This window comes from Ewingella sp. C233 (assembly GCF_055407225.1).
Map to the genome: position 1 here is coordinate 1 of NZ_JBUZRI010000011.1, position 26,704 is coordinate 26,704.

Genomic DNA, 26,704 nt, shown 5'->3' on the forward strand with positions numbered 1-26,704 from the left:
TCCATCCAATCGCGATGGATGACGGCTTGCGTTTCGCAATCCGTGAAGGCGGCCGTACTGTTGGTGCTGGTGTTGTTGCTAAAGTTATCGCTTAATCGCTGATACTTTAGAGCAATACTAAAGAGGGTGCTTCGGCACCCTTTTTTTACGCCACGAGATTGCAATAATAACTATTCTCATTTACGATAAGATTAAGTTTTGTTCGATGTGTGGTTTCTATGTACGTGTGTTTATGTAACTCAGTCAGTGATAAGACAATCCGTCAGGCTGTTCGCCACTATCAGCCAAAGACGTTTCAACAACTCAGAAATTTTGTTCCGGTGGGTACTCAGTGCGGGAAATGCATCCGTGTAGCGCGCCAGATAATGGAAGACGAATTGCAACAGATACCTCAGTTCGGCAACATCGCATAAAATACATCGCCGAAAAGTAGGTCTTTTCTTTGACTTACTCTGAACCGGATCTACGCTTTAGATACCGGAACGGAGGAGTTATCTATGAAAGGCGATAAAAAAGTCATTGCGCACCTCAATAAACTTCTAGGAAATGAGCTGGTTGCCATCAATCAGTATTTTTTGCATGCGCGCATGTTTAAGAACTGGGGATTAATGCGGCTGAACGGTATCGAATATCACGAATCTATCGATGAAATGAAGCATGCCGACATTTACATTGAACGTATTCTCTTCCTGGAAGGTCTTCCCAACTTACAGGATCTCGGCAAACTGAATATCGGTGAAGATGTCGGGGAGATGTTGAAATCCGATTTAGTGCTGGAACTGGAAGGGGCGAAAGATCTTCGCGAAGCCATTGCCTATGCAGACTCAGTTCATGATTACGTTAGCCGTGATTTGATGATAACGATACTTGCGGATGAAGAGCATCATATTGATTGGCTCGAAACGGAGCTTGAGCTTATCGGCCGTATCGGCATTCAGAACTACATCCAGTCTCAGTTAAAAGAAGAATCGCAATAAATCAGTTTATTTGTGAAAGAGGCAATCATCAGCCAGAACTGAATATTACCCTGGCTGATGTAAACGACTCCCCCAGCAAGTGCCAGGCAAGGACCAAATGGGATTTTACCTGACGTTTTATTGAGCAGTGATCTCATGATTGAATAACCGACTCCCAGTACTGCAGCCATAATGCACAGATAGGGTAGTGGTTGCCATCCAACCCAAGCCCCAAGAGCGGACAGAAACTTGAAGTCGCCATATCCCATCCCCTCCTTTTTACAAAAAATCCTGAACCACCAAAATAGTACCCACAAAGCCAGATACCCGGCCACTGCGCCGTAAAGGGCATCATTAAGCGTTATTCCCTGCGATGATATTGAATTAATCATCAATCCTATCCATAACAATGGCAGCGTCAGCATGTCGGGCAAAAGATAAGTTCCAATATCTATCAAACTCAGTGCCAGCAGAAACCACGTTAAAACAAACGAACTCAATAGTGCGAACGGCGTAGTGAACAAGAAGGATGCTCCAAGAAACAGCAGGGCACATGTCAACTCAGTTAATGGGTACCGAACCGGGATGGACACATGACAACGACTGCACTTCCCGTGTAATAGCAGCCAGCTAAGAAGCGGGATGTTTTGCCAAAAAAAGATTGATTGTTTACACCTAGGGCAATGCGATGGGGGAAAACAAAGATTGAATGAACTTCCATCAGGCATTGCATGTTGCTTTAGCATTATTGGCAGGCGGTATACAACAACGTTAAGAAAACTACCGGCTATTAAGCCCACTATAAAAATACAGCACGAAAACAGGAAATCTGAAGAAAAAAGAAAAGTGATGGCTGACGAGGAGTTCAAGTGCGGCTTTCCTTAGGTTAGTAAGAATGAATGGTGAGTGTTCAAAGCGGTCATACGCCCCTCTCTGCCATGACGGTGAAGCATAAAACTGATGGAGCACAAAGGGTAATGATTTGATTTTCTCGATGCATGAAATGCGCGACGCATTCAAAAATGACGTTTTCGCCGTTATATCAGGGGGAGTTTGACGGCGTATTTTTTGCCAGGTTGGGTACTGACACCTGTCAGATAAAGCGAGGGCCAGCAAAATTCGGGTAAATTAAAAGCACTTTAATCATCAGAAAGGTTGCTTCCTGCCCCTGTTTACGTATAATGCGCGGGCTTACCTAATCTTGGTAGGTCTAATTCATTCAGAATTAGTTGACTGGCAATGCACTACCGCCAGCCAAACAATACTCCCGATATGGGGGTTATATGAAGAACGATTACACTCACCCATCAATCGAAATGGGTATGAGTAGTAATTACTTACGTTTAAAATAATTGGAGCTCTGGTCTCATGCAGAACCAAAGAATCCGTATCCGCCTGAAAGCGTTTGATCATCGTTTGATCGATCAATCAACTGCGGAAATCGTTGAGACAGCGAAGCGCACTGGTGCGCAAGTTCGTGGTCCAATCCCGCTGCCGACCCGCAAAGAGCGTTTTACTATTCTGATTTCTCCGCACGTCAATAAAGATGCGCGCGATCAGTATGAAATTCGTACTCATAAGCGTCTGGTTGACATCGTTGAGCCAACCGAGAAAACCGTTGATGCTCTGATGCGTCTGGATCTGGCTGCTGGTGTAGACGTGCAGATCAGCCTGGGTTAATCAGGGTCATTGACGATTGAGAGGTTGAAACAATGATTGGTTTAGTCGGTAAGAAAGTGGGCATGACTCGTATCTTCACTGAAGATGGCGTTTCTATCCCAGTAACGGTTATCGAAATTGAAGCAAACCGCGTTACTCAGGTCAAAGATCTGGACAACGATGGTTACCGTGCTGTGCAGGTTACTACTGGTAGCAAAAAAGCTAACCGTGTAACCAAACCAGAAGCGGGTCACTTCGCTAAAGCTGGCGTAGAAGCTGGCCGTGGTTTGTGGGAGTTCCGCCTTGCAGAAGGTGAAGAATTTACTGCAGGCCAGAACATTAGCGTTGAAATTTTCGCAGACGTTAAGAAAGTCGATGTTACCGGTACTTCAAAAGGTAAAGGTTTTGCTGGCACAGTTAAGCGCTGGAACTTCCGCACCCAAGATGCTACCCATGGTAACTCCTTGGCACACCGTGGACATGGTTCAATCGGTCAGAACCAGACTCCAGGTAAAGTGTTCAAAGGTAAGAAAATGGCAGGCCAACTGGGTAACGAACGTGTAACTGTTCAGAGCCTGGATGTAGTACGTGTTGATGCTGAGCGCAACCTGCTGCTGGTCAAGGGTGCTGTTCCGGGTGCTACCGGTAGCAACCTGATCGTTAAACCTGCTGTTAAGGCTTAACGTCGAGGAGATAGGAATGGAATTAGTAGTGAAAGACGCGCAAAGCGCGCTGACTGTTTCCGAAACTACCTTCGGGCGTGATTTCAATGAAGCGCTGGTACACCAGGTCGTTGTTGCTTATGCAGCAGGTGCCCGTCAAGGTACTCGCGCTCAGAAGACCCGTGCTGAAGTAACTGGTTCCGGTAAAAAACCTTGGCGTCAGAAAGGTACTGGCCGTGCGCGAGCAGGTTCTGTAAAGAGCCCAATCTGGCGTTCCGGTGGTGTAACCTTCGCTGCAAAGCCACAGGACCACAGTCAAAAAGTAAACAAAAAGATGTACCGCGGCGCGCTGAAAAGCATTCTGTCCGAACTGGTACGTCAAGATCGCTTGATCGTAGTCGAGACGTTCTCTGTAGAAGCGCCTAAAACTAAGCTGCTTGCACAGAAACTGAAAGACATGGCTCTGGAAGACGTGCTGATTATTACCGGCGAAGTCGACGAGAACCTGTTCCTGGCCGCGCGCAACCTGTACAAGGTTGATGTTCGTGACGTAGCAGGTATCGATCCAGTAAGCCTGATCGCCTTCGACAAAGTCGTTATGACTTCTGACGCGGTGAAGCAAGTTGAGGAGATGCTGGCATGATTCGTGAAGAACGTCTGCTGAAAGTAGTGCGCGCGCCGCACGTTTCTGAAAAAGCTTCTACTGCGATGGAAAAGAACAACACCATCGTTCTCAAAGTTGCCAAAGACGCGACTAAAGCAGAAATCAAAGCTGCGGTTAAGAAACTGTTTGAAGTCGAAGTCGAAGATGTGAACACCCTGCTTGTTAAAGGCAAAGTGAAACGTCACGGTCAGCGTGTTGGTCGTCGTAGCGACTGGAAAAAAGCTTACGTAACCCTGAAAGAAGGCCAGAATCTGGACTTCATCAGCGGCGCAGAGTAAGTCGGAGGAGTTTGAACAATGGCAATTGTTAAATGTAAACCTACATCTCCGGGCCGTCGCCATGTTGTTAAAGTGGTTAACCAGGAGTTGCACAAGGGTAAACCTTATGCCCCGCTGCTTGAAAAACTGAGCAAAAGCGGTGGTCGTAACAACAATGGCCGTATCACCACCCGTCATATCGGTGGTGGCCACAAGCAGCATTATCGTCTGGTTGACTTCAAACGCAACAAAGATGGTATCGCAGCAGTGGTTGAGCGTCTGGAGTACGATCCGAACCGTTCCGCGAATATCGCGCTGGTTCTGTACAAAGACGGCGAACGCCGTTATATCCTGGCGCCGAAAGGCCTGAAAGTGGGTGACCAGATCCAATCTGGCGTTGATGCTGCAATCAAGACAGGTAACACCCTGCCTATGCGCAACATCCCAGTAGGTTCAACGGTTCATAACGTAGAAATGAAACCAGGTAAGGGTGGCCAGATGGCTCGTTCTGCTGGTGCCTACGTTCAGATCGTTGCTCGTGACGGTTCCTACGTAACTCTGCGTCTGCGCTCTGGCGAAATGCGTAAAGTTCAAATCGATTGCCGCGCCACCTTAGGTGAAGTCGGTAACGCTGAACATATGCTTCGCGTTCTGGGTAAAGCAGGTGCAAGTCGTTGGCGTGGTATTCGCCCTACCGTTCGCGGTACTGCGATGAACCCAGTCGATCACCCACACGGTGGTGGTGAAGGTCGTAACTTTGGTAAGCACCCGGTAACCCCGTGGGGCGTTCAAACCAAAGGTAAGAAGACCCGTAGCAACAAGCGTACTGACAAGTTCATCGTACGTCGCCGTAGTAAAAAATAATTAGAGGATAAGCCATGCCACGTTCTCTCAAGAAAGGTCCTTTTATTGACCTGCACTTGCTGAAGAAGGTAGAGAAAGCGGTGGAAAGCGGTGACAAGAAGCCTTTGCGCACTTGGTCCCGTCGTTCAACGATCTTTCCTAACATGATCGGTTTGACCATCGCTGTCCATAATGGTCGTCAGCACGTACCAGTATTTGTTTCCGATGAAATGGTCGGTCACAAACTGGGTGAATTCGCGCCGACTCGTACTTATCGCGGCCATGCGGCTGATAAAAAAGCTAAAAAGCGCTAAGGTAGGAGGAAGAGATGGAAACTATCGCTAAACATCGCCACGCTCGTTCTTCTGCTCAGAAGGTTCGCCTTGTTGCTGACCTGATCCGCGGTAAGAAAGTGTCGCAAGCTCTGGAAACTTTGGCCTATACCAACAAGAAAGCTGCTGGTTTGGTTAAGAAGGTACTGGAGTCTGCCATTGCTAACGCAGAACACAACGATGGCGCTGACATCGATGATCTGAAAGTCACGAAGATTTTCGTAGACGAAGGCCCAAGTATGAAGCGCATTATGCCTCGTGCTAAAGGTCGTGCAGATCGCATTCTGAAGCGCACCAGCCACATTACTGTGGTTGTGTCCGATCGCTGAGACTCTGGAGACTAGCAATGGGTCAGAAAGTACATCCTAATGGTATTCGCCTAGGTATTGTCAAACCTTGGAATTCTACCTGGTATGCAAATACCAAAGATTTCGCTGACAACCTGGACAGCGACTTTAAAGTTCGCCAGTTCCTGACTAAGGAATTGTCGAAAGCTTCCGTTTCTCGCATCGTTATCGAGCGTCCAGCGAAGAGCATCCGTGTGACTATTCACACCGCTCGTCCTGGCATCGTGATCGGCAAGAAAGGCGAAGATGTCGAAAAACTGCGTAAGGTCGTAGCGGATATCGCTGGCGTTCCTGCGCAAATCAATATCGCCGAAATCCGTAAACCGGAACTTGACGCTAAATTGGTTGCTGACAGCATCACTTCACAGCTGGAACGTCGTGTTATGTTCCGTCGTGCTATGAAGCGTGCTGTACAGAACGCAATGCGTCTTGGCGCTAAAGGAATTAAAGTTGAAGTAAGCGGCCGCCTTGGCGGTGCTGAAATCGCGCGTACCGAATGGTACCGTGAAGGTCGTGTTCCGTTGCATACTCTGCGTGCGGATATCGATTACAACACCTCCGAAGCGCACACCACTTATGGTGTTATCGGCGTAAAAGTGTGGATCTTCAAAGGTGAGATTCTGGGTGGTATGGCTGCAGTTGAACAACCTGAACCGGCTGCTCAACCTAAAAAGCAGCAGCGTAAAGGCCGCAAGTAAGGAGAGTCGCTGATGTTACAACCAAAGCGTACAAAATTCCGTAAAGTGCACAAAGGTCGCAACCGTGGCCTGGCGCAAGGTACGGATGTGAGCTTCGGCACTTACGGTCTGAAAGCTGTTGGCCGTGGTCGTCTGACTGCTCGTCAAATTGAAGCAGCACGTCGTGCGATGACCCGTGCAGTTAAGCGTCAAGGTAAGATCTGGATCCGTGTATTCCCGGACAAACCGATCACCGAGAAGCCACTGGAAGTTCGTATGGGTAAAGGTAAGGGTAACGTGGAGTATTGGGTTGCCCTGATCCAGCCTGGTAAAGTCCTGTACGAAATGGACGGTGTGCCTGAAGAGGTAGCTCGTGAAGCCTTCCAGCTGGCAGCAGCCAAACTGCCTATCAAAACCACCTTTGTAACTAAGACGGTGATGTAATGAAAGCACAAGAGCTGCGCGAAAAAAGCGTGGAAGAGCTGAACACTGAGCTTCTTAACCTTTTGCGTGAGCAGTTTAACCTGCGCATGCAAACGGCAAGTGGCCAGTTGCAGCAAACACACCTGTTGAAACAAGTGCGTCGTGACGTTGCACGTGTGAAGACTTTACTGACTGAAAAGGCGGGTGCGTAATGAGTGACAAGATCCGTACTCTGCAAGGTCGTGTGATCAGTGACAAAATGGAGAAATCCATGGTTGTCGCGATTGAACGTTTCGTGAAACACCCAATCTACGGTAAATTCATCAAACGTACGACTAAGCTACACGTACATGACGAGAACAACGAATGCGGTATCGGCGATGTCGTTGAAATTAGCGAATGCCGTCCGCTGTCTAAGACTAAATCTTGGACACTGGTTCGCGTTGTAGGGAAAGCGGTTCTGTAATAGAATCACTTGCTCGAAAATAGATAAACGGCTCATGAACTGTGGGCCGTTTATTTTTTCTACCCATAATCTGGAACCGGTGTTATAATGCCGCGCCCTCATTTGTGGGGTTTTATTAATGACCTATCCTGGGTCCTAAAGTTGTAGTTGACATTAGCGGAGCACTAACATGATCCAAGAACAGACTATGCTGACCGTGGCCGACAACTCCGGTGCACGTCGCGTAATGTGTATCAAGGTTCTAGGTGGCTCGCACCGTCGCTACGCAGGCATCGGTGACATCATCAAAATTACCATCAAGGAAGCAATTCCTCGCGGTAAGGTGAAGAAAGGCGATGTGCTGAAGGCGGTAGTGGTGCGCACCAAGAAGGGTGTTCGTCGCCCGGACGGTTCTGTCATTCGCTTCGATGGTAATGCATGCGTTATTTTAAACAATAACAGCGAGCAGCCTATCGGCACGCGTATTTTTGGGCCGGTAACTCGTGAACTGCGTAATGAGAAGTTCATGAAAATTATCTCTCTGGCACCAGAAGTACTCTAAGGAGCGAACCATGGCAGCGAAAATCCGTCGTGATGACGAAGTTATCCTGCTTACCGGCAAAGATAAAGGTAAGCGCGGTAAAGTTAAAAATGTCCTGTCTTCTGGTAAGGTCATTGTTGAAGGTATCAACCTGGTTAAAAAACATCAGAAGCCTGTACCGGCCCTGAACCAACCAGGTGGCATCGTTGAAAAAGAAGCTGCAATTCAAGTTTCTAACGTTGCACTCTTCAACTCGGCAACCGGTAAGGCTGACCGTGTAGGCTTTAGATTCGAAGACGGCAAAAAAGTCCGTTTCTTCAAATCTAACAGCGTAACTATCAAGTAATTTGGAGTAGTACGATGGCGAAACTGCATGATTACTACAAAGACGATGTCGTAAAAAAACTCATGTCTGAGTTTGGTTACAATTCTGTCATGCAAGTCCCTCGGGTCGAGAAGATCACCCTGAACATGGGTGTAGGTGAAGCGATCGCTGACAAGAAACTGCTGGATAACGCAGCAGCAGACCTGGCAGCTATCTCCGGTCAAAAACCGTTGATCACCAAAGCACGCAAATCAGTTGCAGGCTTCAAAATCCGTCAGGGCTATCCGATCGGCTGTAAAGTAACTCTGCGTGGCGAACGCATGTGGGAGTTCTTTGAGCGTCTGGTCTCCATTGCTGTTCCACGTATTCGTGACTTCCGCGGCTTGTCTGCTAAGTCTTTCGATGGTCGTGGTAACTACAGCATGGGCGTGCGTGAACAGATCATCTTCCCGGAAATCGATTATGATAAAGTCGATCGCGTTCGTGGTTTAGATATTACTATCACCACTACTGCGAAATCCGATGATGAAGGCCGTGCGTTACTGGCTGCCTTTAACTTCCCGTTCCGCAAGTAAGGCAGGGTTACTAATGGCTAAGCAATCCATGAAAGCACGCGAAGTCGTTCGCGTGAAACTGGCTGACAAGTACCGCGCTAAACGCGAGGAACTGAAAGCTATTATCTCTGGTGTGAACTCATCCGACGAAGATCGTTGGGATGCGGTTCTTAAGCTGCAGTCTCTGCCGCGTGATTCCAGCCCGTCTCGTCAGCGTAACCGCTGTCGTCAAACTGGCCGTCCGCATGCTTTCCTGCGGAAGTTCGGGTTGAGCCGTATTAAAGTCCGTGAAGCCGCCATGCGCGGTGAAATTCCGGGCCTTAAGAAGGCTAGCTGGTAATTGTCACCAATTGAATCACGGGAGTAAAGACAGATGAGCATGCAAGATCCGATCGCGGATATGCTGACCCGTATCCGTAACGGTCAAGCCGCGAACAAAGTTGCGGTCACCATGCCTTCCTCCAAGCTGAAAGTGGCTATTGCCAACGTGCTGAAGGAAGAAGGCTATATTGAAGAATTTAAAATCGAAGGCGACGCCAAACCTGAACTGGAATTAGTACTTAAGTACTACCAGGGCAAGTCAGTGGTAGAAAGCATTCAACGTATCAGCCGTCCTGGTCTGCGCATCTATAAGAAAAAAGATGAGCTGCCAAAAGTTATGGCCGGTATGGGTATCGCTGTTATTTCTACCTCTAAAGGTGTTATGACTGATCGTGCAGCTCGCCAGGCTGGTCTTGGTGGCGAAATTATCTGCTACGTAGCTTAATCGGGAGGAAAGCATGTCTCGTGTTGCAAAAGCACCCGTCGTCATTCCTACCGGCGTAGAGGTAAAACTCAACGGTCAGGTTATTTCGATAAAGGGTAAAAACGGCGAGCTGTCACGTACTATCCATGATGCCGTTGAAGTTAAACAGGAAGAAAATACACTGACTTTCGCTCCACGCGAAGGCTCTGTAGACGGTTGGGCCCAAGCGGGTACCACTCGTGCACTGTTGAACGCAATGGTTGTTGGTGTTACCGATGGCTTCACTAAAAAGCTTCAACTGGTAGGTGTTGGTTATCGTGCTGCTGTTAAAGGCAACGTGGTGAATTTAGCCTTAGGCTTCTCTCACCCGGTCGATCATCAACTGCCGGAAGGCATTACTGCTGAATGCCCGACCCAAACTGAAATCGTGCTGAAAGGCGCTGATAAACAAGTTATTGGTCAGGTTGCTGCAGATTTACGTGCCTACCGTCGTCCTGAGCCTTATAAAGGCAAGGGTGTCCGTTACGCCGACGAAGTCGTGCGTACCAAAGAGGCTAAGAAGAAGTAAGGTAACACTATGGATAAGAAATCTGCTCGTATCCGTCGTGCGACCCGCGCACGCCGTAAGCTCAAAGAACTGGGTGCGACACGTCTGGTGGTACATCGTACCCCGCGTCATATTTACGCACAGGTGATTGCACCAAACGGTTCTGAAGTAATAGTTGCTGCATCTACTGTAGAAAAAACTATCACTGAGCAACTGAAGTATACCGGCAACAAAGATGCTGCCACTGCTGTAGGTAAAGCTATTGCAGAACGCGCATTGGAAAAAGGGATCACGAAAGTATCCTTTGACCGTTCCGGTTTCCAATATCATGGTCGAGTCCAGGCACTGGCAGATGCTGCCCGTGAAGCTGGCCTTCAGTTCTAAGGAAGAGGTTTAAGATGGCTCACATCGAAAAACAAGCTGGCGAACTGCAGGAAAAGCTGATCGCGGTAAACCGCGTATCTAAAACCGTAAAAGGTGGCCGTATCTTCAGCTTTACCGCACTGACAGTAGTTGGTGATGGTAACGGTCGCGTTGGTTTTGGCTACGGCAAAGCACGCGAAGTTCCGGCAGCGATACAGAAAGCGATGGAAAAAGCCCGTCGCAACATGATGAATGTCGCGCTGAACAGCGGCACCCTGCAGCATCCTGTTAAAGGTGCTCATACGGGTTCCCGTGTGTTCATGCAGCCGGCTTCCGAAGGTACCGGTATTATCGCCGGTGGCGCAATGCGTGCCGTCCTGGAAGTCGCTGGGGTGCATAACGTATTGGCTAAAGCTTATGGTTCTACAAACCCAATCAACGTGGTTCGTGCAACTATTGATGCTCTGGCAAATATGAAATCCCCACAAATGGTCGCTGCCAAGCGTGGTAAATCCGTTGAAGAAATTCTGGGGTAATTAACCATGGCAAAGACTATTAAAGTTACACAAACTCGCAGTTCCATTGGCCGTCTGCCGAAGCATAAAGCTACACTGCTCGGTCTGGGTCTGCGTCGCATTGGTCACACCGTTGAGCGTGAGGATACTCCTGCTGTACGCGGTATGATCAACCAAGTTTCCTACATGGTTAAGGTTGAGGAGTAAGAGATGCGTTTAAATACTCTGTCTCCGGCTGAAGGTGCCAAACAAGCGCCGAAGCGTGTAGGTCGTGGTATTGGTTCTGGCCTGGGTAAAACCGCTGGTCGTGGTCACAAAGGTCAGAACTCACGTTCTGGCGGTGGCGTACGTCGTGGTTTTGAAGGTGGTCAGATGCCTTTATATCGTCGTTTGCCGAAATTCGGCTTCACCTCTCGCAAAGCTATGATCACGGCAGAAGTTCGTCTGTCTGAACTGGCTCTTGTTGAAGGCGACGTAATCGACCTGAACACGCTGAAAGCCGCTAACGTAGTTGGTATCCAGATCGAATTCGCGAAAGTTATCCTTTCCGGCGAAGTCGGTCGTGCGGTAACTCTGCGTGGTTTGCGTGTCACCAAAGGCGCTCGTGTTGCTATCGAAGCTGCTGGCGGTAAAATTGAGGAATAAGTAGCAGATGGCTAAGCAACCGGGGTTAGATTTCCAAAGTGCCAAGGGTGGACTAGGCGAACTGAAGCGCAGACTTTTGTTTGTTATCGGTGCGTTGATTGTTTTCCGTATCGGCTCTTTTATTCCGATCCCTGGTATTGATGCCACTGTACTTGCCAAATTGCTCGAGCAGCAAAGAGGCACCATCATTGAAATGTTTAACATGTTCTCTGGTGGCGCTCTTAGCCGTGCTTCTATCTTTGCTCTGGGGATCATGCCGTATATTTCGGCATCGATCATTATCCAGTTACTGACGGTGGTTCATCCAGCGTTGGCGGAAATCAAGAAAGAAGGGGAGGCTGGCCGTCGTAAGATTAGTCAGTACACCCGTTACGGTACGCTGGTATTAGCTGTGTTTCAGTCAATCGGTATTGCTACCGGTTTACCGAACATGCCTGGTATGCAGGGCCTGGTGTTAAATCCAGGCTTTGCCTTCTACTTTACTGCAGTTGTGAGCTTGGTTACCGGGACAATGTTCCTGATGTGGCTGGGCGAGCAGATTACTGAGCGTGGTATCGGTAACGGTATTTCAATCATAATCTTTGCTGGTATCGTAGCGGGTCTCCCGCCGGCAGTAGCGCATACTATTGAGCAAGCACGGCAAGGCGACCTGCACTTCCTCCTGTTGCTGTTGGTTGCAGTTTTAGTGTTTGCAGTGACTTTCTTTGTTGTTTTTGTAGAACGTGGTCAGCGTCGTATCGTCGTTAACTATGCGAAACGTCAACAAGGTCGTCGTGTCTATGCAGCACAGAGCACGCACTTACCGTTGAAAGTGAATATGGCCGGTGTTATCCCAGCAATCTTCGCTTCCAGCATTATTCTGTTCCCTGCCACGATTGCATCATGGTTCGGGGGCGGAACTGGTTGGAACTGGCTGACTACGATTTCGCTGTATTTGCAGCCTGGACAACCGCTTTATGTGTTACTCTATGCGACTGCAATCATCTTCTTCTGTTTCTTTTATACTGCGTTGGTTTTCAACCCACGTGAGACAGCAGATAACCTGAAGAAGTCCGGTGCATTTGTACCAGGAATTCGTCCGGGAGAGCAAACGGCGAAGTACATCGATAAAGTGATGACTCGTTTAACCTTAATTGGTGCGATGTATATTACTTTCATCTGCCTTATCCCGGAGTTCATGCGTGACGCAATGAAAGTGCCATTCTACTTTGGTGGTACCTCACTACTTATCGTAGTTGTCGTCATTATGGACTTTATGGCTCAAGTGCAAACTCTGATGATGTCTAGTCAGTACGAGTCTGCATTGAAGAAAGCAAACCTGAAAGGCTATAACCGCTAATCTGGTGCGTTTGAGAAGTTACGGAGAGTAAAAATGAAAGTTCGTGCTTCCGTCAAGAAATTATGTCGTAACTGCAAAATTGTTAAGCGTAACGGTATCGTTCGCGTAATCTGCAGCGCAGAACCGAAGCATAAACAGCGTCAAGGCTGATTATCTCGCATATTTTTCTTGCAAAGTTGGGTTGAGCTGGCTAGATTAGCCAGCCAATCTTTTGTATGTAAGCAGTAACACTGTTTGAGTATCCTGAAAACGGGCTTTTCAGAATGGTGTTGCCGTATATAAATAGTAGGAGTGCATAGTGGCCCGTATAGCAGGCATTAACATTCCTGATCAGAAACATACCGTGATCGCATTAACTTCGATCTACGGCATCGGCAAAACCCGCTCACAGGCTATCTGTGCAGCATCCGGTATTGCTGAAAATGTTAAGATCAGTGAGCTGTCTGAAGAGCAAATCGAAAAGCTGCGCGAACAAGTTGCCAAGTTCATTGTTGAAGGTGATCTGCGTCGTGAAGTCACCCTGAGCATCAAGCGTCTTATGGACCTTGGAACTTATCGTGGTTTGCGTCATCGTCGTGGTCTTCCAGTGCGCGGTCAGCGTACTAAGACTAACGCACGTACCCGTAAGGGTCCGCGTAAACCGATCAAGAAATAATCGGGGTGATTGAATAAATGGCAAAGGCACCTGTTCGTACACGTAAACGTGTAAGAAAACAAGTCTCTGATGGCGTGGCTCATATCCATGCGTCTTTCAACAACACCATTGTTACTATTACCGATCGTCAGGGTAATGCTTTGGGTTGGGCAACAGCTGGTGGTTCCGGTTTCCGTGGTTCTCGTAAATCTACTCCGTTTGCAGCCCAGGTTGCAGCAGAGCGCTGCGCAGACGCAGTGAAAGAATACGGTATCAAGAATCTGGAAGTTATGGTTAAAGGACCTGGTCCTGGTCGTGAGTCTACTATCCGCGCGTTAAACGCGGCTGGTTTCCGCATCACTAATATTACTGATGTGACTCCTATCCCTCATAACGGTTGTCGTCCACCGAAAAAGCGTCGCGTATAACGCTGCTTTTAGGATTGTTGGAGAGAGAAAATGGCAAGATATTTGGGTCCTAAGCTCAAGCTTAGCCGTCGTGAGGGCACAGATTTATTCCTTAAATCTGGCGTTCGCGCGATCGATACCAAGTGTAAAATCGATCAAGCTCCTGGTCAGCACGGTGCGCGTAAACCGCGTCTGTCTGACTATGGTGTACAGTTACGTGAAAAGCAAAAAGTTCGCCGTATCTATGGCATCTTAGAGCGTCAATTCCGTAACTATTATAAAGAAGCAGCTCGCCTGAAAGGCAACACCGGTGAAAACCTGTTGCAATTACTTGAAGGGCGTCTTGACAACGTTGTTTATCGTATGGGCTTCGGCGCTACTCGTGCGGAATCGCGCCAGTTAGTTAGCCACAAAGCTATTATGGTAAACGGTCGCGTTGTTAACATCGCTTCTTATCAGGTATCTCCGAATGACGTTGTCAGCATCCGTGAGAAAGCTAAACAGCAATCTCGCGTTAAGGCCGCTTTGGAGTTGGCTGAACAGCGTGAAAAGCCGACTTGGCTTGAAGTTGATGTCACTAAGATGGAAGGTGTGTTCAAGCGTCAGCCTGAACGTACTGATCTGTCCGCGGACATTAACGAACACCTGATCGTCGAGCTTTACTCTAAGTAAAGCTTAGTACCAAAGAGAGGACACAATGCAGGGTTCTGTGACAGAGTTTCTAAAACCGCGCCTGGTAGATATCGAGCAAGTCAGTTCGACGCACGCCAAGGTGACCCTTGAGCCTTTAGAGCGTGGCTTTGGCCATACTTTAGGCAATGCACTGCGCCGTATTCTGCTTTCATCCATGCCGGGTTGCGCGGTGACCGAGGTTGAGATTGATGGTGTACTGCATGAGTACAGCACCAAAGAAGGCGTACAGGAAGATATCCTGGAGATCCTGCTCAACCTGAAAGGGCTGGCGGTGAGAGTTCAAGGGAAAGATGAAGTTATTCTTACCCTGAATAAGTCTGGCATTGGCCCTGTGACTGCAGCCGACATTACCCATGATGGTGATGTCGAAATCGTCAAGCCGCAACACGTTATCTGCCACCTGACCGATGAAAACGCTGCGATTAGCATGCGTATCAAAGTTCAGCGCGGTCGTGGTTATGTGCCGGCGTCTGCCCGAATTCATTCGGAAGAAGATGAGCGCCCAATTGGTCGTCTGTTAGTAGATGCATGCTACAGCCCTGTAGAGCGAATTGCCTACAATGTTGAAGCAGCGCGTGTAGAACAGCGTACTGATTTGGACAAGCTGGTTATCGAAATGGAAACCAACGGTACGATCGATCCTGAAGAGGCGATCCGTCGTGCGGCAACCATTCTTGCTGAACAACTTGAAGCTTTCGTTGATTTACGTGATGTACGTCAGCCGGAAGTCAAAGAAGAGAAGCCGGAGTTCGATCCTATCCTGCTGCGCCCTGTTGACGATCTGGAATTGACTGTCCGCTCTGCTAACTGCCTTAAGGCAGAAGCAATCCACTACATCGGTGATCTGGTACAGCGTACTGAGGTTGAGTTACTTAAAACGCCTAACCTCGGCAAAAAATCTCTTACAGAGATTAAAGACGTACTTGCTTCTCGTGGTTTGTCTCTGGGCATGCGCCTGGAAAACTGGCCACCAGCAAGTATCGCTGACGAGTAACCGGATCACAGGTTAAGGTTTTACTGAGAAGGATAAGGTCATGCGCCATCGTAAGAGTGGTCGTCAACTGAACCGTAACAGCAGCCACCGACAGGCTATGTTCCGTAACATGGCCGGCTCTTTGGTTCGTCATGAGATCATCAAGACGACCCTGCCGAAAGCGAAAGAGCTGCGTCGCGTTGTTGAGCCGCTGATTACTCTTGCCAAGACCGACAACGTTGCAAATCGTCGTCTGGCATTCGCCCGTACTCGTGATAACGAGATCGTGGCAAAACTGTTTAATGAACTGGGCCCGCGTTTCGCGAGCCGTGCCGGTGGTTACACTCGTATTCTTAAGTGTGGCTTCCGTGCAGGCGACAATGCGCCGATGGCATACATCGAGCTCGTTGATCGTGCAGAGTCACAAGCAGAAGTAGCAACTGCTGAATAATCTGTAGATGCATGAAAAAACCGGGCTTGCCCGGTTTTTTTACGCCTAAATTTTGTCTTCTATCTTTCTGAGTTTAAATCCCCCTTACTTTTCTTCGTCCAGGCGTTATTCTGCAATATTATTGTGAGCATTCAGTTTTTTTGGAGGTGTCATGTCTTTTGCCGATTTATTAGCTGAGCAAAAAATAACTGAAGCGATCAAAAATGGCGATCTGAGTAATTTACCCGACGCTGGAAACCCTCTGCTGCTGGATGACGACAGCGCAGTACCAGATGAGTTACGTCTGGCGTATCGTATTTTGAAAAATTCAGGGTATTTACCACCTGAACTACAGGATCGTAAAAAGGCGATAGAACTGAGGGGTATGTTAGATATTCTGGCTCCCGATGCTCTGGAGTATCACGCAACCGCTAAACGTTTAAGGGTTCTCGAACTAAGGTTACGGCAGGCAGGTGTTAATACGGATTTTCTGAATGCCGGGTATAAAACGCGACTGGTTGAAAAATTTGGAGGTAATTAATATGTATAAAATTGGTGCTTTGGCAAAGTTAGCTGACGTCACACCGGATACCATTCGCTACTATGAAAAGCAGGGGATGATGTCTTGCGGCGATAGAAATACTTCCGGTTATCGTCAATATAGTGATACCGACCTGCAGCGCTTGCGCTTTATTCGTTACGCTAAGACAACGGGATTTACATTGGAAGCTATCAGGGAGTTACTCTCTCTGAGAATAGATCCCGCGCACCACACCTGCCATGAATCGAAATCTATCGTTGATAGCAGACTGGCAGAAGTAGAGTACAAGCTCAGCGAGTTGGTAAAAATGAGGGACTCCTTACAGAGACTAAGCAATGCGTGCTGTGGGACTTCACATTCCAGTGCCAGTTGCTCTATCCTTGAAGCGCTCGAAGCGGGTGCGGGGAAAGGAGAGGTAACTTTCCGCAGGGCTCAGCAATAAACTGACGAACATCCTAAAGTACGTTTTATATGAGGCTATGATGAGTGCTTACAAACATAACAAAGGCATTATCCAGGATAACGCGATACAGGCTTTACTGCATGACCCGCTCTTTCGCCAACGTGTCGAAAGGAATCTTAAAGGCAAAGGCAGTTATCGGCGCAAAGAAAAGAATGGGAAAGGAAGTTATCAGGAGGGCAGTGTTAAGTATTCAGTTGAGTCTTTAACACTGTCCTTCTGACAAAAAAGCCATCTTGCGATGGCTTTTTTATGGCTGTTGGAGCCAGAATTTAAAATTTAGGGGTTTGCTGTTGCTTCAGCAAATCACGAATTTCTGCCAGAAGCATTTCTTCTGCCGTTGGCTTCTGTGGTTCAGCTGGAGCTGCCTCTTCTTTACGACGCATCTTATTCATCAATGTCACAGCGCAGAAGATAGCGAGCGCCACAATGAGGAAATCGAAAATATTCTGAATGAAGATGCCGTATTTCATTACAACTGCGGGGACAGTACCTTGTGCTTCACGTATTACCCAGGAAAATTGTTTGAAATCAACGCCACCGATGAGCAGTCCTAATGGTGGCATGATGATATCTGCAACGAGTGAAGAGACGATCTTGCCAAATGCAGCACCGATAATCACACCAACCGCTAGGTCAACAACATTGCCACGCATGGCAAATTCACGAAACTCTTTCATAAAACTCATCAAATATCTCCTTGGCCAACTCACAAATCATGTCAAACAAAGTAAAGACCATTTGTAGCATATGCGCTACAAAACTTACCACTTTGCATCTAATCTACTGATAATTATTCAATAAAGGATGAATCTTACAAGAAGAATGGACTTGGTTGGAAGAGTCTCTCTACATCGCGAACAAATTTCTTGTCCGTAATAAACATGATCACATGGTCACCTTGTTGGATCCGACTGGTACCGTTAGCAATAATCACTTCATTACCTCTGACAATGGCCCCAATGGTGGTGCCCGGCGGGAGTTTGATTTGCTCAACTGTACGGCCAACCACTTTAGAGGTGCTTTCATCACCATGTGCAATAGCTTCAATGGCCTCTGCAACGCCACGGCGTAGTGATGAAACACTGACAATATCAGCTTTACGCACGTGTCCGAGTAATGCAGAGATAGTGGCTTGTTGGGGTGAAATGGCAATATCAATGACGCTGCCCTGTACGAGGTCAACATAGGCACCACGTTGTATCAGGACCATCGCCTTTTTGGCGCCCATACGCTTTGCCAGCATGGCCGACATGATATTGGCCTCATCATCGTTAGTAATGGCGATGAACACATCGACCTGTTCGATATGTTCTTCTGCTAGTAATTCCTGATCGGAGGCATCGCCATAAAATACAATCGTATCCTGCAGCAGTTCAGCTAACTCCGCTGCCCGCTGCTGGTTTTTCTCGATGAGTTTAACGCTGTAGTTTTTCTCCAGCCGGTGGGCAAGCCCCGCACCGACATTCCCGCCGCCAACAATCATGATGCGCTTGTAAGGTTTTTCCAGACGCTGGAGCTCACTCATCACAGCACGTATATGCTGAGAAGCGGCAACGAAGAAGACTTCATCGCCAGCTTCAATGATGGTTGAACCTTGCGGTCTGATAGGACGGTCCTGGCGGAAAATTGCCGCTACTCGGGTTTCGATATGTGGCATATGTTCGCGCATAGAAGACAGCGCATTCCCAACTAATGGCCCGCCATAGTAGGCTTTAACGGCAGCAATGCTGACTTTACCTTCCGCAAAATTAACGACCTGTAAGGCGCCAGGATATTCAATCAGTTTGTAGATGTAATCGATAACCAGTTGCTCTGGCGAAATCAGGTGATCGATAGGCACAGCTTCTGGCTGGAAGAGCTTCTCTGACTCCCTGATATATTCCGATGAGCGAATTCGGGCAATTCGGTTCGGCGTATTAAACAGAGAATAGGCTATCTGGCAGGCAACCATATTCGTCTCATCAGAATTGGTTACCGCAACCAGCATGTCAGCATCTTCGGCACCAGCTTCACGCAGAACACGAGGGTGTGAACCATGCCCCTGGACAACGCGAAGATCGAATTTATCCTGAAGTTGTCGCAGACGGGTAGTATTAGTATCAACGACGGTAATGTCATTGTTTTCACCTACCAGGTTCTCCGCTAATGTCCCGCCAACTTGCCCGGCACCAAGAATTATTATTTTCATAACCGCTCATTCCCGCTTTAACTCATGTCGCCCGTTCATTCCGGGCAGAACTGTTACGCCGATTTTATCAGTTTAGCGTAATAGAACCCGTCGCCATCTTCGGCGTGTGGGAGATTCTGTTTACCTGGGGCATCCAAATCACCGGTCTCTACTAACGTTGCTTCAGGGTGCGCCGCAAGGAACGCTGTAATTTGTTCGCTATTTTCTTCTGGCAGAATAGAGCAGGTCGCATAGACCATCACGCCGCCTGGTTTGAGTCTTGGCCAGATGGCCTCAAGGATCTCTCGCTGCAAGGCTGCAAGTTCAGCAATATCTGAGTCTCGTCGCAGCCACTTAATATCCGGATGACGACGGATAACACCGGTGGCAGAACAGGGGGCATCAAGCAGGATCTTGTCAAATTTACGATCTCCGGCCCAGGCCTGTGGTTCGCGGCCATCACCCTGCTTAACTTCTGCGTTGAGCTTAAGGCGCTGAAGATTCTCGTATACCCGGGTCAGGCGCTGTTTATCGACATCGACGGCAAGTACATGTGCTTTCGGGGCCGCTTCCAAAATATGCGTTGTCTTACCGCCAGGTGCACAGCAGAGATCCAGGATCATCTCGCCATCCTGCGGATCCAGCAGATCTACGCTTCCCTGCGCAGAAGCATCCTGTACCGTTACCCAACCATCAACAAAACCTGGGAGAACATGCACGGGTGAAGGCGAAACCAACCGCAAAGCATCGGCGTAGTCAGGATGTGCAATAGCCTCAATACCGGCTTGCTGTAGAAGGTCTAAATAGTCATTGCGGGAGTGATGAAGACGATTCACACGTAGCCACATTGGCGGACGCTGGTTGTTAGCTTCCACAATGTGTTGCCATTGTTGCGGATATGCCTTCCGGATGCGGCTGAGTAACCAGCTGGGGTGAAGATAGCGGCTGTCGGTATTTCCCATCCGCTGAGTCAGGTCATCCTGCTGGCGCTGGAATTGACGCAATACGCCGTTGATCAACCCCTTGAGCTGAGGCTTCTTCAAAGCCACTGCACCATCAACTGTTTCAGCCAGCACGGCATGTGCAGGGATTCGGGTGTGCAGGAGTTGGTAAATACCCACCATCAGCAAATAATGCAATGTGCGCTGTTTACCTGTCAGTGGTTTTGCCATCAGTTGCTGCAAACACCATTCCAGCTGCGGCAAAACCCTTAAGGTTCCGAAACACAGCTCTTGCAGTAAGGCGCGGTCTTTTTCCGAAATATTCTTCTGTAATCCAGGAAGGACAGCTGACAGGGACTGGCCCTGATCAAGAACCTGACTGATTGCTTTTGCAGCGATGCTGCGGAGATTATAGGTTGTTTTCATAGTCAGAAAGGCTGGAAAAGCTCGGCGTTATTAAAAAGAGAAAGCCCGGCGTATTGCCGGGCATTGTCGAAATGATTAGGCAAATACAGTGCCTTCGGTAAACCATTCGCGACGAGAGTTAAGGATATCCTGAGCAGACATCGCTTTCTTACCGGCAGGCTGTAACTGCAAAATATTGAGAATGCCTTCAGCGGTAGCGATTTGGATACCACTCTTGGTGGCTGATATCAGTGTTCCCGGCAGAGCCTGAGTAGGCCCGGGTATCACTGCTGCTTGCCAAACTTTTACCGGTTGCTCTTCGATAAGGAAATAGCTCATTGGCCACGGATTGAAAGCGCGAATGCAGCGCTCCAGCTGACTGGCCGGTAGTGACCAGTCCAGGCGCGCCTCTTCTTTACTCAATTTCTCCGCGTAGGTGACCAGCGCTTCATCCTGAACTTCCGCATGTGCGGAGCCTGCGGAAAGTTGCTCAAGCGTCGTAAGCATCCCCACGGGGCCAAGTTCTGCCAATTTGTTGTAAAGATTGGCACTGGTATCTTCAGGCTCAATGGCGCATTCGATTTTATGCAGCATGTCGCCGGTATCAAGCCCGACATCCATCTGCATGATGGTAATACCGGTATGGCTATCACCAGCCCACAAAGCACGCTGGATAGGCGCAGCGCCACGCCAGCGCGGAAGAAGTGAGCCATGTACGTTGATGCAACCCAACTTCGGCATATCCAAAACCGCCTGTGGCAGTATTAATCCGTAAGCGACCACGACCATGATGTCGGCATTCAGCTCAGCAACCAATTGCTGACTTTCGGCAGGACGCAGAGATTTAGGTTGGAAGATGGGGATATCATGCGCGACAGCGAGTGCTTTTACCGGGCTCGGGGTGAGTTTGTTACCACGTCCCGCAGGTCTGTCCGGTTGAGTGAATACACCGACGACCTGGTGCTCAGACGTCAAAAGCGCGTCAAGATGACGCGCTGCAAAATCAGGTGTTCCTGCAAATATTATTCGCAAAGCTAATTCCTGTTATGAACGAAAAATCAATCAGGTCGAGCGTTCAGCTTGGCCATTTTTTCCATCTTCTGACGGATGCGTTGACGTTTCAGCGGAGACAAATAATCTACAAACAGTTTACCTACCAGATGATCCATTTCATGTTGGATACAAATAGCCAGAAGGTCATCAGCTTCGAGTTCGAATGTCTTTCCCTCACGATCAAGTGCGCGAATTTTCACTTTTTCGGCGCGGGGAACCAAAGCACGCTGGTCAGGGATTGACAGGCAGCCCTCTTCGATACCCGTCTCACCACTTTTCTCAAGCAGTTCAGGGTTAATCAATACCAAACGCTCATCGCGGTTTTCAGAGACATCAATCACGATAATTCGTTGATGAATGTCTACCTGTGTTGCCGCAAGGCCAATACCGTCTTCGGCATACATGGTTTCAAACATATCATCCACGATTTGCTGAATTTCGGCGTTAACTTCTTTGACCGGCTTGGCAGTAATGCGAAGACGCTCGTCTGGGAAATGTAAGATGTGTAATACGGACATAAATTTATGGATCTTTATTCAATTGATTGACGATATATAGACTCTATTCTAGACATTTCCTGCTCTGATTGACAGCATCCTCTACCAATTGAACCAGTAGGTAATTGGCATTGTGAGGGAACACTTTGATGACTCAGCAGGAAGTATGGTTACGTTTATCCGCGGTAAGAAGACTTGAAACGGCGATTGCCTGTCGCGTGGCAGAAATCATGGCTAACACCACGGCTGATCGTACCCATTTGCTGGCTGAATCTGGAATGACTGCTGAGCAGATCCATACATTTTATCAAGTCGATCCCCAGCAGCTTCGCGCATCGTTATGCTGGCTTGAGTGTGAATCCCATTATCTTGTGCCAATCACGGATCACCGCTATCCCATGATGTTAAAACAGATTGCCTCCGCGCCATTGGTACTGTTTGTAGCAGGAGATCTGGCCGCGCTGGCAACCCCCCAGCTCGCGATGGTCGGCAGCAGGAAATACAGCGAGTATGGCGAACAATGGGCGAGCTATTTCTCTGCCGGATTAGTAAAAAGTGGGTTCACCATCACCAGCGGGTTAGCCCTCGGTATTGATGGCATATGTCACAAGGTGGCTCTCGAATGCGGAGGAAAAACAATTGCTGTGCTGGGAAGCGGGCTGACACGTATTCATCCTCGACGGCATGAGTATCTGGCTTCCAGAATTCTGGAACAAGGTGGTGCCCTTGTTTCCGAACTGGAAGTCAGTGCGAGCGCCATTCCTGCCAATTTCCCTCGGCGTAACCGCATTATCAGTGGAATGAGTGTGGGTGTGCTGGTGGTTGAGGCTTCATTGCGTAGCGGCTCGTTAATCACAGCTCGTTATGCACTGGAACAAGATCGCGAAGTTTTTGCACTCCCTGGCCCCATTGATAGTGAAACAAGTGAAGGAACACACTGGTTAATCAAGCAGGGGGCATATCTGGTGACTAAACCTAACGATATTGCCGAGCAGATTGGTAGCGGATTGACCTGGTTACCGCCACTTGCAGCCGCTGAACAGACAAATTTTATACCTGCGGGGGGGAAATCAGCGTCAGCGAAGATTATTTGTGCAGAAGACGACGAAGTTGAATTGCCATTTACTGATGTGTTGGCTAACGTAGAATATGAGGTGACACCTGTAGACGTCGTCGCCGAACGTGCCGGCCAACCTGTGCCAGAAGTGGTGGGTAAACTACTTGAACTGGAGTTAGCAGGATGGATCGCAGCTGTACCCGGCGGCTATGTCCGAATTAGGAGGGCAGGCCATGTTCGACGTACTAATGTACTTATTTGAAACTTACATTCATAACGAAGCGGAGATGAATGTCGACCAGGATAGGTTAACGGACGATTTGGCTGAAGCGGGATTTCATCGAACTGATATCAACAACGCGTTGAATTGGCTTGAAAAGCTTGCTGATCTGCAAGAGGGCGAAACACCATCTCATCTGATGGATACCGATCCTTTTGCTTTGCGAATTTATACTGATGAGGAATCGAATCGGTTAGATGCCAGCTGTCGTGGTTTTTTATTGTTTCTGGAACAGATTAAAGTTTTAAATTTCGATACCAGGGAGATGGTCATCGATCGCGTTATGGCTCTCGACACTGAAGAGTTTGAACTTGAAGATCTTAAGTGGGTGGTGCTGATGGTGCTCTTTAATATTCCCGGATATGAAAGTGCTTATCAGCAAATGGAAGAGCTGTTATTTGAAGTTAATGAAGGTTATCTGCATTAGAGATAACGGGTAAAGTACAAAGTATGACAAAAACAGCGCTTTTTGCTGAAAAGCAAAATGAAAACTGTCCTCAATGTGGGGCCGCCTTGGTGATCCGTAGTGGTCGTCATGGCCCCTTTCTGAGCTGTTCTACCTATCCTACATGCGAGTATATTCGTCCTCTAAAAGCTCAGGCTGACGGCCACATTATCAAAGTACTGGAAGGACAGTTCTGCCCAAAATGTCAGGCTACTCTGGCTTTGCGGCAGGGCCGTTATGGCATGTTCATCGGATGCAGTCATTATCCTGAATGTGACCACACTGAGATCATTGATAAGCCAGAAGAAACGACACTTCCTTGCCCTCAATGTGGACAGGGACATCTTTTACAGCGTAAATCCAGGTTTGGAAAAGTGTTCCATGCCTGCGACCGTTATCCTGAATGCCAGTTTGCTATTAACAATACTCCCATTGCCGGCACATGCGTTCACTGCCAGTACCCGTTGTTAATGGAAAAAAGAACTGCGCAAGGTGTGAAGGTTTTTTGTGCCAGCAAGTTATGTGGCAAGAGCGCAGACATTACACATAAAGATCAAAATGAATAAAGAGACAACAAACAGTTTTTCAACCGTGCTGCACGCTTTGAAACAACAGCAAGTTATTGCATATCCGACGGAAGCGGTATTTGGATTGGGCTGCGATCCGGATAGTGAGGCCGCTGTTGAAGCTTTGCTGACACTCAAGCATCGTCCGCGTGAAAAAGGATTGATCTTGATTGCTGATAATTTTCAGCAACTCCTTCCTTATATCGACGAGACAGTCCTTAGCGACAGTCAGTTGCAGAAGGTCCTTTCCCAATGGCCAGGTCCGGTGACTTGGGTTATGCCAGCAAAATCAGCAACACCAAGCTGGTTAACCGGGCAGTACTCTTCTCTGGCCGTCCGAGTAACCGACCATCCTTTGGTGAAAGAGCTCTGCCGGAATTTTGGTAAGCCTCTTGTGTCTACCAGCGCTAATCTGAATGGTCAGCCACCTTGTCGCTTTGCTGATGAAGTTAAAAAACAATTTGGTCATGACTTTCCCGTCTTAATCGGCAATGTTGGTGGCCGCGAAAACCCTTCAGAAATCAAAGATGCGTTGACTGGCCATCTTATTCGTCAAGGTTAAGGAATTTACGTCATGCCTTCTTTCGCTGTATTTGGCAATCCTATTGCGCACAGCAAGTCGCCACGGATCCATGCTTTATTCGCTGAACAAACCGGGATCAACCATATCTATGGCACCGTTTTAGCTCCTCATGATGAATTTGAAGAATACCTTCGATCATTTTTTGCTGAAGGAGCCCAGGGTGCCAACATTACCACGCCCTTTAAAGAGCGCGCGTTTACTGAATCCGACGAACTGACGGAACGTGCAGCGCTCTCCGGGGCTGTAAATACGCTGAAGAAGCTCGATGGCGGTCGATTACTCGGGGATAACACAGATGGTATTGGCATGCTTAGCGATCTTGTGCGGCTAAATATGTTGAAAGAAGGTGATCGTATTTTGCTGGTGGGTGCAGGGGGGGCGGCGAGAGGAGTGATCCTGCCGCTTTTGTCAAACCATTGTCAGGTAGTGGTTACGAACCGCACTTACGATCGTGCAGAGCATCTATGCCATATTTTTGAGAGTAAAGGCGATATCAGCGCATTGCCGACGGATCAACTGGATCATGAGAAATTCGATCTTGTGATTAATGCGACCACATCCGGTATCAGTGGTGAGATCCCCCAATTACCTTCTGCATTGCTGGATCCGCAAACCCGTGTCTATGACATGTACTACCAGGCTGGTAATACCCCTTTTCTTACATGGGCAAAAAGCCATGGCGTTGTACATTATGCAGATGGGTTGGGAATGCTGGTAGGCCAGGCAGCCCATGCTTTCAATCTGTGGCATGGGGTGATGCCACAGATTGAACCCGTTCTTAACCAACTCAAGCAGGATTTAAAGGGTTGAAATAAAGTTAGCCTCCTTGCCTCAACAGGCCATATCAGTTTTCTGATGTGGCCTGTTCACTTTCTATATAGAAGAGATCGAAAGTTTAGCTCTGGCGCGCATCGCTCAGGTAAAGGTCTTTCCATTTAACATAGTTGTTGGATGAGTAAGTGAGGCCTGCCAGCTCATCCGTCGTCAACTCGCGGATCTTTTTAACGGGACTGCCTAAATAAAGATAGCCACTTTCCAGTCTTTTACCCGGTGGCACCAGACTACCGGCGCCGATCATGACATCGTCTTCAATTATCGCGCCATCAAGCAGAATCGATCCCATCCCTACCAGAACGCGATCCCCAATAGTGCAACCATGCAACATCGCTTTATGCCCAACGGTGACATCCTCTCCGATGAGAAGAGGGAAGCCTTCGGGATTATGGCTCGATTGGTGAGTGACATGCAGTACGCTGCCATCCTGAATATTGGTTCTGCAGCCTATGACCACATTGTTTACATCTCCCCGAATGGCAACGAGTGGCCAGATGCTGACATCATCAGCCAGATCCACATTACCAATAACCACGCTGGAAGGATCAACCATAACGCGTTCGCCAAGCGAAGGCGTTAAACCCTGATAAGAACGTAAAGGGTGAGACATAACGAATTTACCTCATGTGTGAGACCTTAAACCATTGGCAATATAGCTTTTGCCTGAAGGATTACAAACTTAACGCAGGAAGGATCGATGAACAAATAAGCTTATCGTGCAAGATCGCAACGAAAGGGCTGAAAAACGCGCACTCGATCTTTTTATTGGAAAAAAGGCTTGTGGAAAAACCTCGGATCCCTATAATGCCGCTCCATCGACAGGGAACAACGTGAACAACATCACGAAGTAGCCGGGTCGGAAAAGATTTAAAACAGCGGCAACCGGATGAAATAAA

46 protein-coding genes and 1 pseudogene are annotated in these 26,704 nt (G+C 48.3%); 39 read left to right on the plus strand and 8 right to left on the minus strand.

Annotation, left to right across the window (positions count from 1 at the left end):
• The 3 genes from ACZRKO_RS22350 to bfr all read left to right on the plus strand — a co-directional run.
• Positions 1-95, plus strand: a 95-nt coding sequence (locus ACZRKO_RS22350; protein WP_072264976.1) for an EF-Tu C-terminal domain-related protein, incomplete at its 5' end; no start/stop codon positions are given.
• A gap of 123 nt (positions 96-218) precedes the next feature.
• Positions 219-413 (plus strand): bacterioferritin-associated ferredoxin, encoded by a 195-nt coding sequence (gene bfd / locus ACZRKO_RS22355; RefSeq protein ID WP_463739305.1) that lies wholly within the window; start codon positions 219-221, stop codon positions 411-413.
• Between the two features lie 84 nt (positions 414-497).
• Positions 498-977, plus strand: a complete 480-nt coding sequence (gene bfr, locus ACZRKO_RS22360) for a bacterioferritin (protein ID WP_463739306.1) — start codon at positions 498-500, stop codon at positions 975-977.
• Here the strand turns inward: bfr and ACZRKO_RS22365 are convergent.
• Both ACZRKO_RS22365 and ACZRKO_RS22370 read right to left on the minus strand, forming a co-directional pair.
• Positions 953-1,480, minus strand: coding sequence for a prepilin peptidase (locus tag ACZRKO_RS22365; protein WP_463739325.1), 528 nt, complete (start codon positions 1,478-1,480; stop codon positions 953-955). The two genes, bfr and ACZRKO_RS22365, sit on opposite strands and share 25 nt — an antisense overlap.
• 18 nt (positions 1,481-1,498) lie before the next feature.
• Positions 1,499-1,756 (minus strand): annotated as a pseudogene (locus tag ACZRKO_RS22370) (prepilin peptidase); the annotation flags it as partial.
• Positions 1,757-2,324: 568 nt separating this feature from the next.
• Between ACZRKO_RS22370 and rpsJ the strand changes: the two are divergent.
• The 31 genes from rpsJ to ACZRKO_RS22525 all read left to right on the plus strand — a co-directional run bounded on the left by rpsJ (position 2,325) and on the right by ACZRKO_RS22525 (position 17,200).
• Positions 2,325-2,636 carry a 30S ribosomal protein S10 gene (gene rpsJ, locus ACZRKO_RS22375; protein WP_009639175.1) on the plus strand — a complete coding sequence of 104 codons (312 nt, stop codon included), beginning with the start codon at positions 2,325-2,327 and terminating at the stop codon, positions 2,634-2,636.
• A 32-nt stretch (positions 2,637-2,668) separates the two neighbouring features.
• On the plus strand, positions 2,669-3,298 hold the full coding sequence (gene rplC / locus ACZRKO_RS22380) for a 50S ribosomal protein L3 (protein WP_188475486.1): 630 nt from the start codon (positions 2,669-2,671) through the stop codon (positions 3,296-3,298).
• 16 nt (positions 3,299-3,314) lie between these two features.
• Positions 3,315-3,920: a 50S ribosomal protein L4 gene (rplD, locus tag ACZRKO_RS22385; protein ID WP_140476088.1), complete on the plus strand. Its 606-nt coding sequence runs from the start codon at positions 3,315-3,317 to the stop codon at positions 3,918-3,920.
• Complete coding sequence (gene rplW, locus ACZRKO_RS22390; protein ID WP_140476090.1) at positions 3,917-4,219, plus strand: 50S ribosomal protein L23; 303 nt, start codon at positions 3,917-3,919, stop codon at positions 4,217-4,219. The genes rplD and rplW overlap by 4 nt, the downstream gene beginning before the upstream one ends.
• 18 nt (positions 4,220-4,237) lie before the next feature.
• Positions 4,238-5,062, plus strand: a complete 825-nt coding sequence (gene rplB / locus ACZRKO_RS22395; RefSeq protein WP_140476092.1) for a 50S ribosomal protein L2 — start codon at positions 4,238-4,240, stop codon at positions 5,060-5,062.
• A 14-nt stretch (positions 5,063-5,076) separates the two neighbouring features.
• Positions 5,077-5,355 carry a 30S ribosomal protein S19 gene (rpsS, locus tag ACZRKO_RS22400; protein WP_004929772.1) on the plus strand — a complete coding sequence of 93 codons (279 nt, stop codon included), beginning with the start codon at positions 5,077-5,079 and terminating at the stop codon, positions 5,353-5,355.
• 14 nt (positions 5,356-5,369) lie between these two features.
• Positions 5,370-5,702 (plus strand): 50S ribosomal protein L22, encoded by a 333-nt coding sequence (gene rplV, locus ACZRKO_RS22405; RefSeq protein ID WP_004391423.1) that lies wholly within the window; start codon positions 5,370-5,372, stop codon positions 5,700-5,702.
• 17 nt (positions 5,703-5,719) lie between these two features.
• The gene (gene rpsC, locus ACZRKO_RS22410) at positions 5,720-6,418 is read left to right on the plus strand and encodes a 30S ribosomal protein S3 (RefSeq protein WP_056778028.1); all 699 of its coding nucleotides are present in this window, start codon (positions 5,720-5,722) and stop codon (positions 6,416-6,418) included.
• Positions 6,419-6,430: 12 nt separating this feature from the next.
• Positions 6,431-6,841: a 50S ribosomal protein L16 gene (gene rplP / locus ACZRKO_RS22415; RefSeq protein WP_104923582.1), complete on the plus strand. Its 411-nt coding sequence runs from the start codon at positions 6,431-6,433 to the stop codon at positions 6,839-6,841.
• Positions 6,841-7,032, plus strand: a complete 192-nt coding sequence (gene rpmC, locus ACZRKO_RS22420) for a 50S ribosomal protein L29 (RefSeq protein ID WP_013573692.1) — start codon at positions 6,841-6,843, stop codon at positions 7,030-7,032. Before rplP ends, rpmC begins: the two co-directional genes overlap by 1 nt.
• Entirely contained in the window at positions 7,032-7,286 is a 255-nt protein-coding gene (gene rpsQ, locus ACZRKO_RS22425; protein ID WP_140476096.1) for a 30S ribosomal protein S17, read from the plus strand. The genes rpmC and rpsQ overlap by 1 nt, the downstream gene beginning before the upstream one ends.
• A gap of 169 nt (positions 7,287-7,455) precedes the next feature.
• The gene (gene rplN / locus ACZRKO_RS22430) at positions 7,456-7,827 is read left to right on the plus strand and encodes a 50S ribosomal protein L14 (RefSeq protein ID WP_032906604.1); all 372 of its coding nucleotides are present in this window, start codon (positions 7,456-7,458) and stop codon (positions 7,825-7,827) included.
• A 10-nt stretch (positions 7,828-7,837) separates the two neighbouring features.
• Positions 7,838-8,152 carry a 50S ribosomal protein L24 gene (gene rplX / locus ACZRKO_RS22435; protein ID WP_140476098.1) on the plus strand — a complete coding sequence of 105 codons (315 nt, stop codon included), beginning with the start codon at positions 7,838-7,840 and terminating at the stop codon, positions 8,150-8,152.
• A gap of 14 nt (positions 8,153-8,166) precedes the next feature.
• Positions 8,167-8,706 (plus strand): 50S ribosomal protein L5, encoded by a 540-nt coding sequence (gene rplE, locus ACZRKO_RS22440; RefSeq protein ID WP_463739307.1) that lies wholly within the window; start codon positions 8,167-8,169, stop codon positions 8,704-8,706.
• A 13-nt stretch (positions 8,707-8,719) separates the two neighbouring features.
• Positions 8,720-9,025 (plus strand): 30S ribosomal protein S14, encoded by a 306-nt coding sequence (gene rpsN / locus ACZRKO_RS22445; protein ID WP_013573696.1) that lies wholly within the window; start codon positions 8,720-8,722, stop codon positions 9,023-9,025.
• 33 nt (positions 9,026-9,058) lie between these two features.
• A complete protein-coding gene (gene rpsH, locus ACZRKO_RS22450) occupies positions 9,059-9,451 on the plus strand; it encodes a 30S ribosomal protein S8 (RefSeq protein WP_463739308.1) in 393 nt (130 codons plus the stop codon).
• A gap of 13 nt (positions 9,452-9,464) precedes the next feature.
• Positions 9,465-9,998, plus strand: coding sequence for a 50S ribosomal protein L6 (rplF, locus tag ACZRKO_RS22455; protein WP_463739309.1), 534 nt, complete (start codon positions 9,465-9,467; stop codon positions 9,996-9,998).
• 9 nt (positions 9,999-10,007) lie between these two features.
• Positions 10,008-10,361, plus strand: a complete 354-nt coding sequence (rplR, locus tag ACZRKO_RS22460; RefSeq protein ID WP_013573699.1) for a 50S ribosomal protein L18 — start codon at positions 10,008-10,010, stop codon at positions 10,359-10,361.
• A gap of 14 nt (positions 10,362-10,375) precedes the next feature.
• On the plus strand, positions 10,376-10,876 hold the full coding sequence (gene rpsE, locus ACZRKO_RS22465) for a 30S ribosomal protein S5 (protein WP_013573700.1): 501 nt from the start codon (positions 10,376-10,378) through the stop codon (positions 10,874-10,876).
• 6 nt (positions 10,877-10,882) lie between these two features.
• Positions 10,883-11,062, plus strand: coding sequence for a 50S ribosomal protein L30 (rpmD, locus tag ACZRKO_RS22470; RefSeq protein WP_140476104.1), 180 nt, complete (start codon positions 10,883-10,885; stop codon positions 11,060-11,062).
• Positions 11,063-11,065: 3 nt separating this feature from the next.
• The gene (gene rplO / locus ACZRKO_RS22475; RefSeq protein WP_188475492.1) at positions 11,066-11,500 is read left to right on the plus strand and encodes a 50S ribosomal protein L15; all 435 of its coding nucleotides are present in this window, start codon (positions 11,066-11,068) and stop codon (positions 11,498-11,500) included.
• 7 nt (positions 11,501-11,507) lie between these two features.
• Positions 11,508-12,839 carry a preprotein translocase subunit SecY gene (gene secY / locus ACZRKO_RS22480; RefSeq protein ID WP_034793668.1) on the plus strand — a complete coding sequence of 444 codons (1,332 nt, stop codon included), beginning with the start codon at positions 11,508-11,510 and terminating at the stop codon, positions 12,837-12,839.
• Between the two features lie 33 nt (positions 12,840-12,872).
• Positions 12,873-12,989 carry a 50S ribosomal protein L36 gene (gene rpmJ, locus ACZRKO_RS22485; RefSeq protein WP_012768118.1) on the plus strand — a complete coding sequence of 39 codons (117 nt, stop codon included), beginning with the start codon at positions 12,873-12,875 and terminating at the stop codon, positions 12,987-12,989.
• A gap of 148 nt (positions 12,990-13,137) precedes the next feature.
• The gene (gene rpsM, locus ACZRKO_RS22490; protein WP_188475494.1) at positions 13,138-13,494 is read left to right on the plus strand and encodes a 30S ribosomal protein S13; all 357 of its coding nucleotides are present in this window, start codon (positions 13,138-13,140) and stop codon (positions 13,492-13,494) included.
• 17 nt (positions 13,495-13,511) lie between these two features.
• Positions 13,512-13,901, plus strand: a complete 390-nt coding sequence (gene rpsK, locus ACZRKO_RS22495; protein ID WP_004929731.1) for a 30S ribosomal protein S11 — start codon at positions 13,512-13,514, stop codon at positions 13,899-13,901.
• Positions 13,902-13,931: 30 nt separating this feature from the next.
• Positions 13,932-14,552, plus strand: coding sequence for a 30S ribosomal protein S4 (gene rpsD, locus ACZRKO_RS22500; protein WP_463739310.1), 621 nt, complete (start codon positions 13,932-13,934; stop codon positions 14,550-14,552).
• A gap of 25 nt (positions 14,553-14,577) precedes the next feature.
• Positions 14,578-15,567 carry a DNA-directed RNA polymerase subunit alpha gene (locus ACZRKO_RS22505; protein ID WP_002919219.1) on the plus strand — a complete coding sequence of 330 codons (990 nt, stop codon included), beginning with the start codon at positions 14,578-14,580 and terminating at the stop codon, positions 15,565-15,567.
• 40 nt (positions 15,568-15,607) lie between these two features.
• A complete protein-coding gene (gene rplQ, locus ACZRKO_RS22510; RefSeq protein WP_034793661.1) occupies positions 15,608-15,997 on the plus strand; it encodes a 50S ribosomal protein L17 in 390 nt (129 codons plus the stop codon).
• A 151-nt stretch (positions 15,998-16,148) separates the two neighbouring features.
• Positions 16,149-16,517, plus strand: a complete 369-nt coding sequence (locus ACZRKO_RS22515) for a DnaJ family domain-containing protein (RefSeq protein WP_463739311.1) — start codon at positions 16,149-16,151, stop codon at positions 16,515-16,517.
• A gap of 1 nt (position 16,518) precedes the next feature.
• Positions 16,519-16,959 carry a Zn(2+)-responsive transcriptional regulator gene (gene zntR, locus ACZRKO_RS22520; RefSeq protein ID WP_463739312.1) on the plus strand — a complete coding sequence of 147 codons (441 nt, stop codon included), beginning with the start codon at positions 16,519-16,521 and terminating at the stop codon, positions 16,957-16,959.
• A gap of 40 nt (positions 16,960-16,999) precedes the next feature.
• Positions 17,000-17,200, plus strand: a complete 201-nt coding sequence (locus tag ACZRKO_RS22525; RefSeq protein WP_463739313.1) for an alternative ribosome-rescue factor A — start codon at positions 17,000-17,002, stop codon at positions 17,198-17,200.
• 49 nt (positions 17,201-17,249) lie between these two features.
• Here the strand turns inward: ACZRKO_RS22525 and mscL are convergent, their stop codons facing one another.
• The 5 genes from mscL to def all read right to left on the minus strand — a co-directional run bounded on the left by mscL (position 17,250) and on the right by def (position 22,064).
• Positions 17,250-17,666, minus strand: coding sequence for a large-conductance mechanosensitive channel protein MscL (gene mscL / locus ACZRKO_RS22530; protein WP_463739314.1), 417 nt, complete (start codon positions 17,664-17,666; stop codon positions 17,250-17,252).
• A 125-nt stretch (positions 17,667-17,791) separates the two neighbouring features.
• Complete coding sequence (trkA, locus tag ACZRKO_RS22535) at positions 17,792-19,168, minus strand: Trk system potassium transporter TrkA (protein ID WP_463739315.1); 1,377 nt, start codon at positions 19,166-19,168, stop codon at positions 17,792-17,794.
• 53 nt (positions 19,169-19,221) lie between these two features.
• Positions 19,222-20,514, minus strand: coding sequence for a 16S rRNA (cytosine(967)-C(5))-methyltransferase RsmB (gene rsmB / locus ACZRKO_RS22540; protein ID WP_463739316.1), 1,293 nt, complete (start codon positions 20,512-20,514; stop codon positions 19,222-19,224).
• Between the two features lie 75 nt (positions 20,515-20,589).
• Positions 20,590-21,525, minus strand: a complete 936-nt coding sequence (gene fmt, locus ACZRKO_RS22545) for a methionyl-tRNA formyltransferase (protein WP_463739317.1) — start codon at positions 21,523-21,525, stop codon at positions 20,590-20,592.
• Positions 21,526-21,551: 26 nt separating this feature from the next.
• Entirely contained in the window at positions 21,552-22,064 is a 513-nt protein-coding gene (gene def / locus ACZRKO_RS22550) for a peptide deformylase (protein ID WP_463739318.1), read from the minus strand.
• Between the two features lie 128 nt (positions 22,065-22,192).
• On the opposite strand from def, the gene dprA reads away from it, so the two are divergent.
• The 5 genes from dprA to aroE are packed head-to-tail and all read left to right on the plus strand — an operon-like array spanning position 22,193 to position 25,784.
• Entirely contained in the window at positions 22,193-23,362 is a 1,170-nt protein-coding gene (dprA, locus tag ACZRKO_RS22555; protein WP_463739319.1) for a DNA-protecting protein DprA, read from the plus strand.
• Positions 23,334-23,807: a DUF494 family protein gene (locus tag ACZRKO_RS22560; RefSeq protein WP_463739320.1), complete on the plus strand. Its 474-nt coding sequence runs from the start codon at positions 23,334-23,336 to the stop codon at positions 23,805-23,807. The genes dprA and ACZRKO_RS22560 overlap by 29 nt, the downstream gene beginning before the upstream one ends.
• A gap of 23 nt (positions 23,808-23,830) precedes the next feature.
• Positions 23,831-24,391 carry a DNA topoisomerase family protein gene (locus ACZRKO_RS22565; protein ID WP_463739321.1) on the plus strand — a complete coding sequence of 187 codons (561 nt, stop codon included), beginning with the start codon at positions 23,831-23,833 and terminating at the stop codon, positions 24,389-24,391.
• On the plus strand, positions 24,384-24,953 hold the full coding sequence (gene tsaC, locus ACZRKO_RS22570) for an L-threonylcarbamoyladenylate synthase type 1 TsaC (RefSeq protein ID WP_463739322.1): 570 nt from the start codon (positions 24,384-24,386) through the stop codon (positions 24,951-24,953). Before ACZRKO_RS22565 ends, tsaC begins: the two co-directional genes overlap by 8 nt.
• 12 nt (positions 24,954-24,965) lie before the next feature.
• Positions 24,966-25,784 carry a shikimate dehydrogenase gene (gene aroE, locus ACZRKO_RS22575; protein WP_463739323.1) on the plus strand — a complete coding sequence of 273 codons (819 nt, stop codon included), beginning with the start codon at positions 24,966-24,968 and terminating at the stop codon, positions 25,782-25,784.
• Positions 25,785-25,869: 85 nt separating this feature from the next.
• On the opposite strand, the gene ACZRKO_RS22580 is transcribed toward aroE, so the two are convergent.
• The gene (locus ACZRKO_RS22580) at positions 25,870-26,418 is read right to left on the minus strand and encodes a gamma carbonic anhydrase family protein (RefSeq protein WP_463739324.1); all 549 of its coding nucleotides are present in this window, start codon (positions 26,416-26,418) and stop codon (positions 25,870-25,872) included.
• Positions 26,419-26,704: the final 286 nt, after the last annotated feature.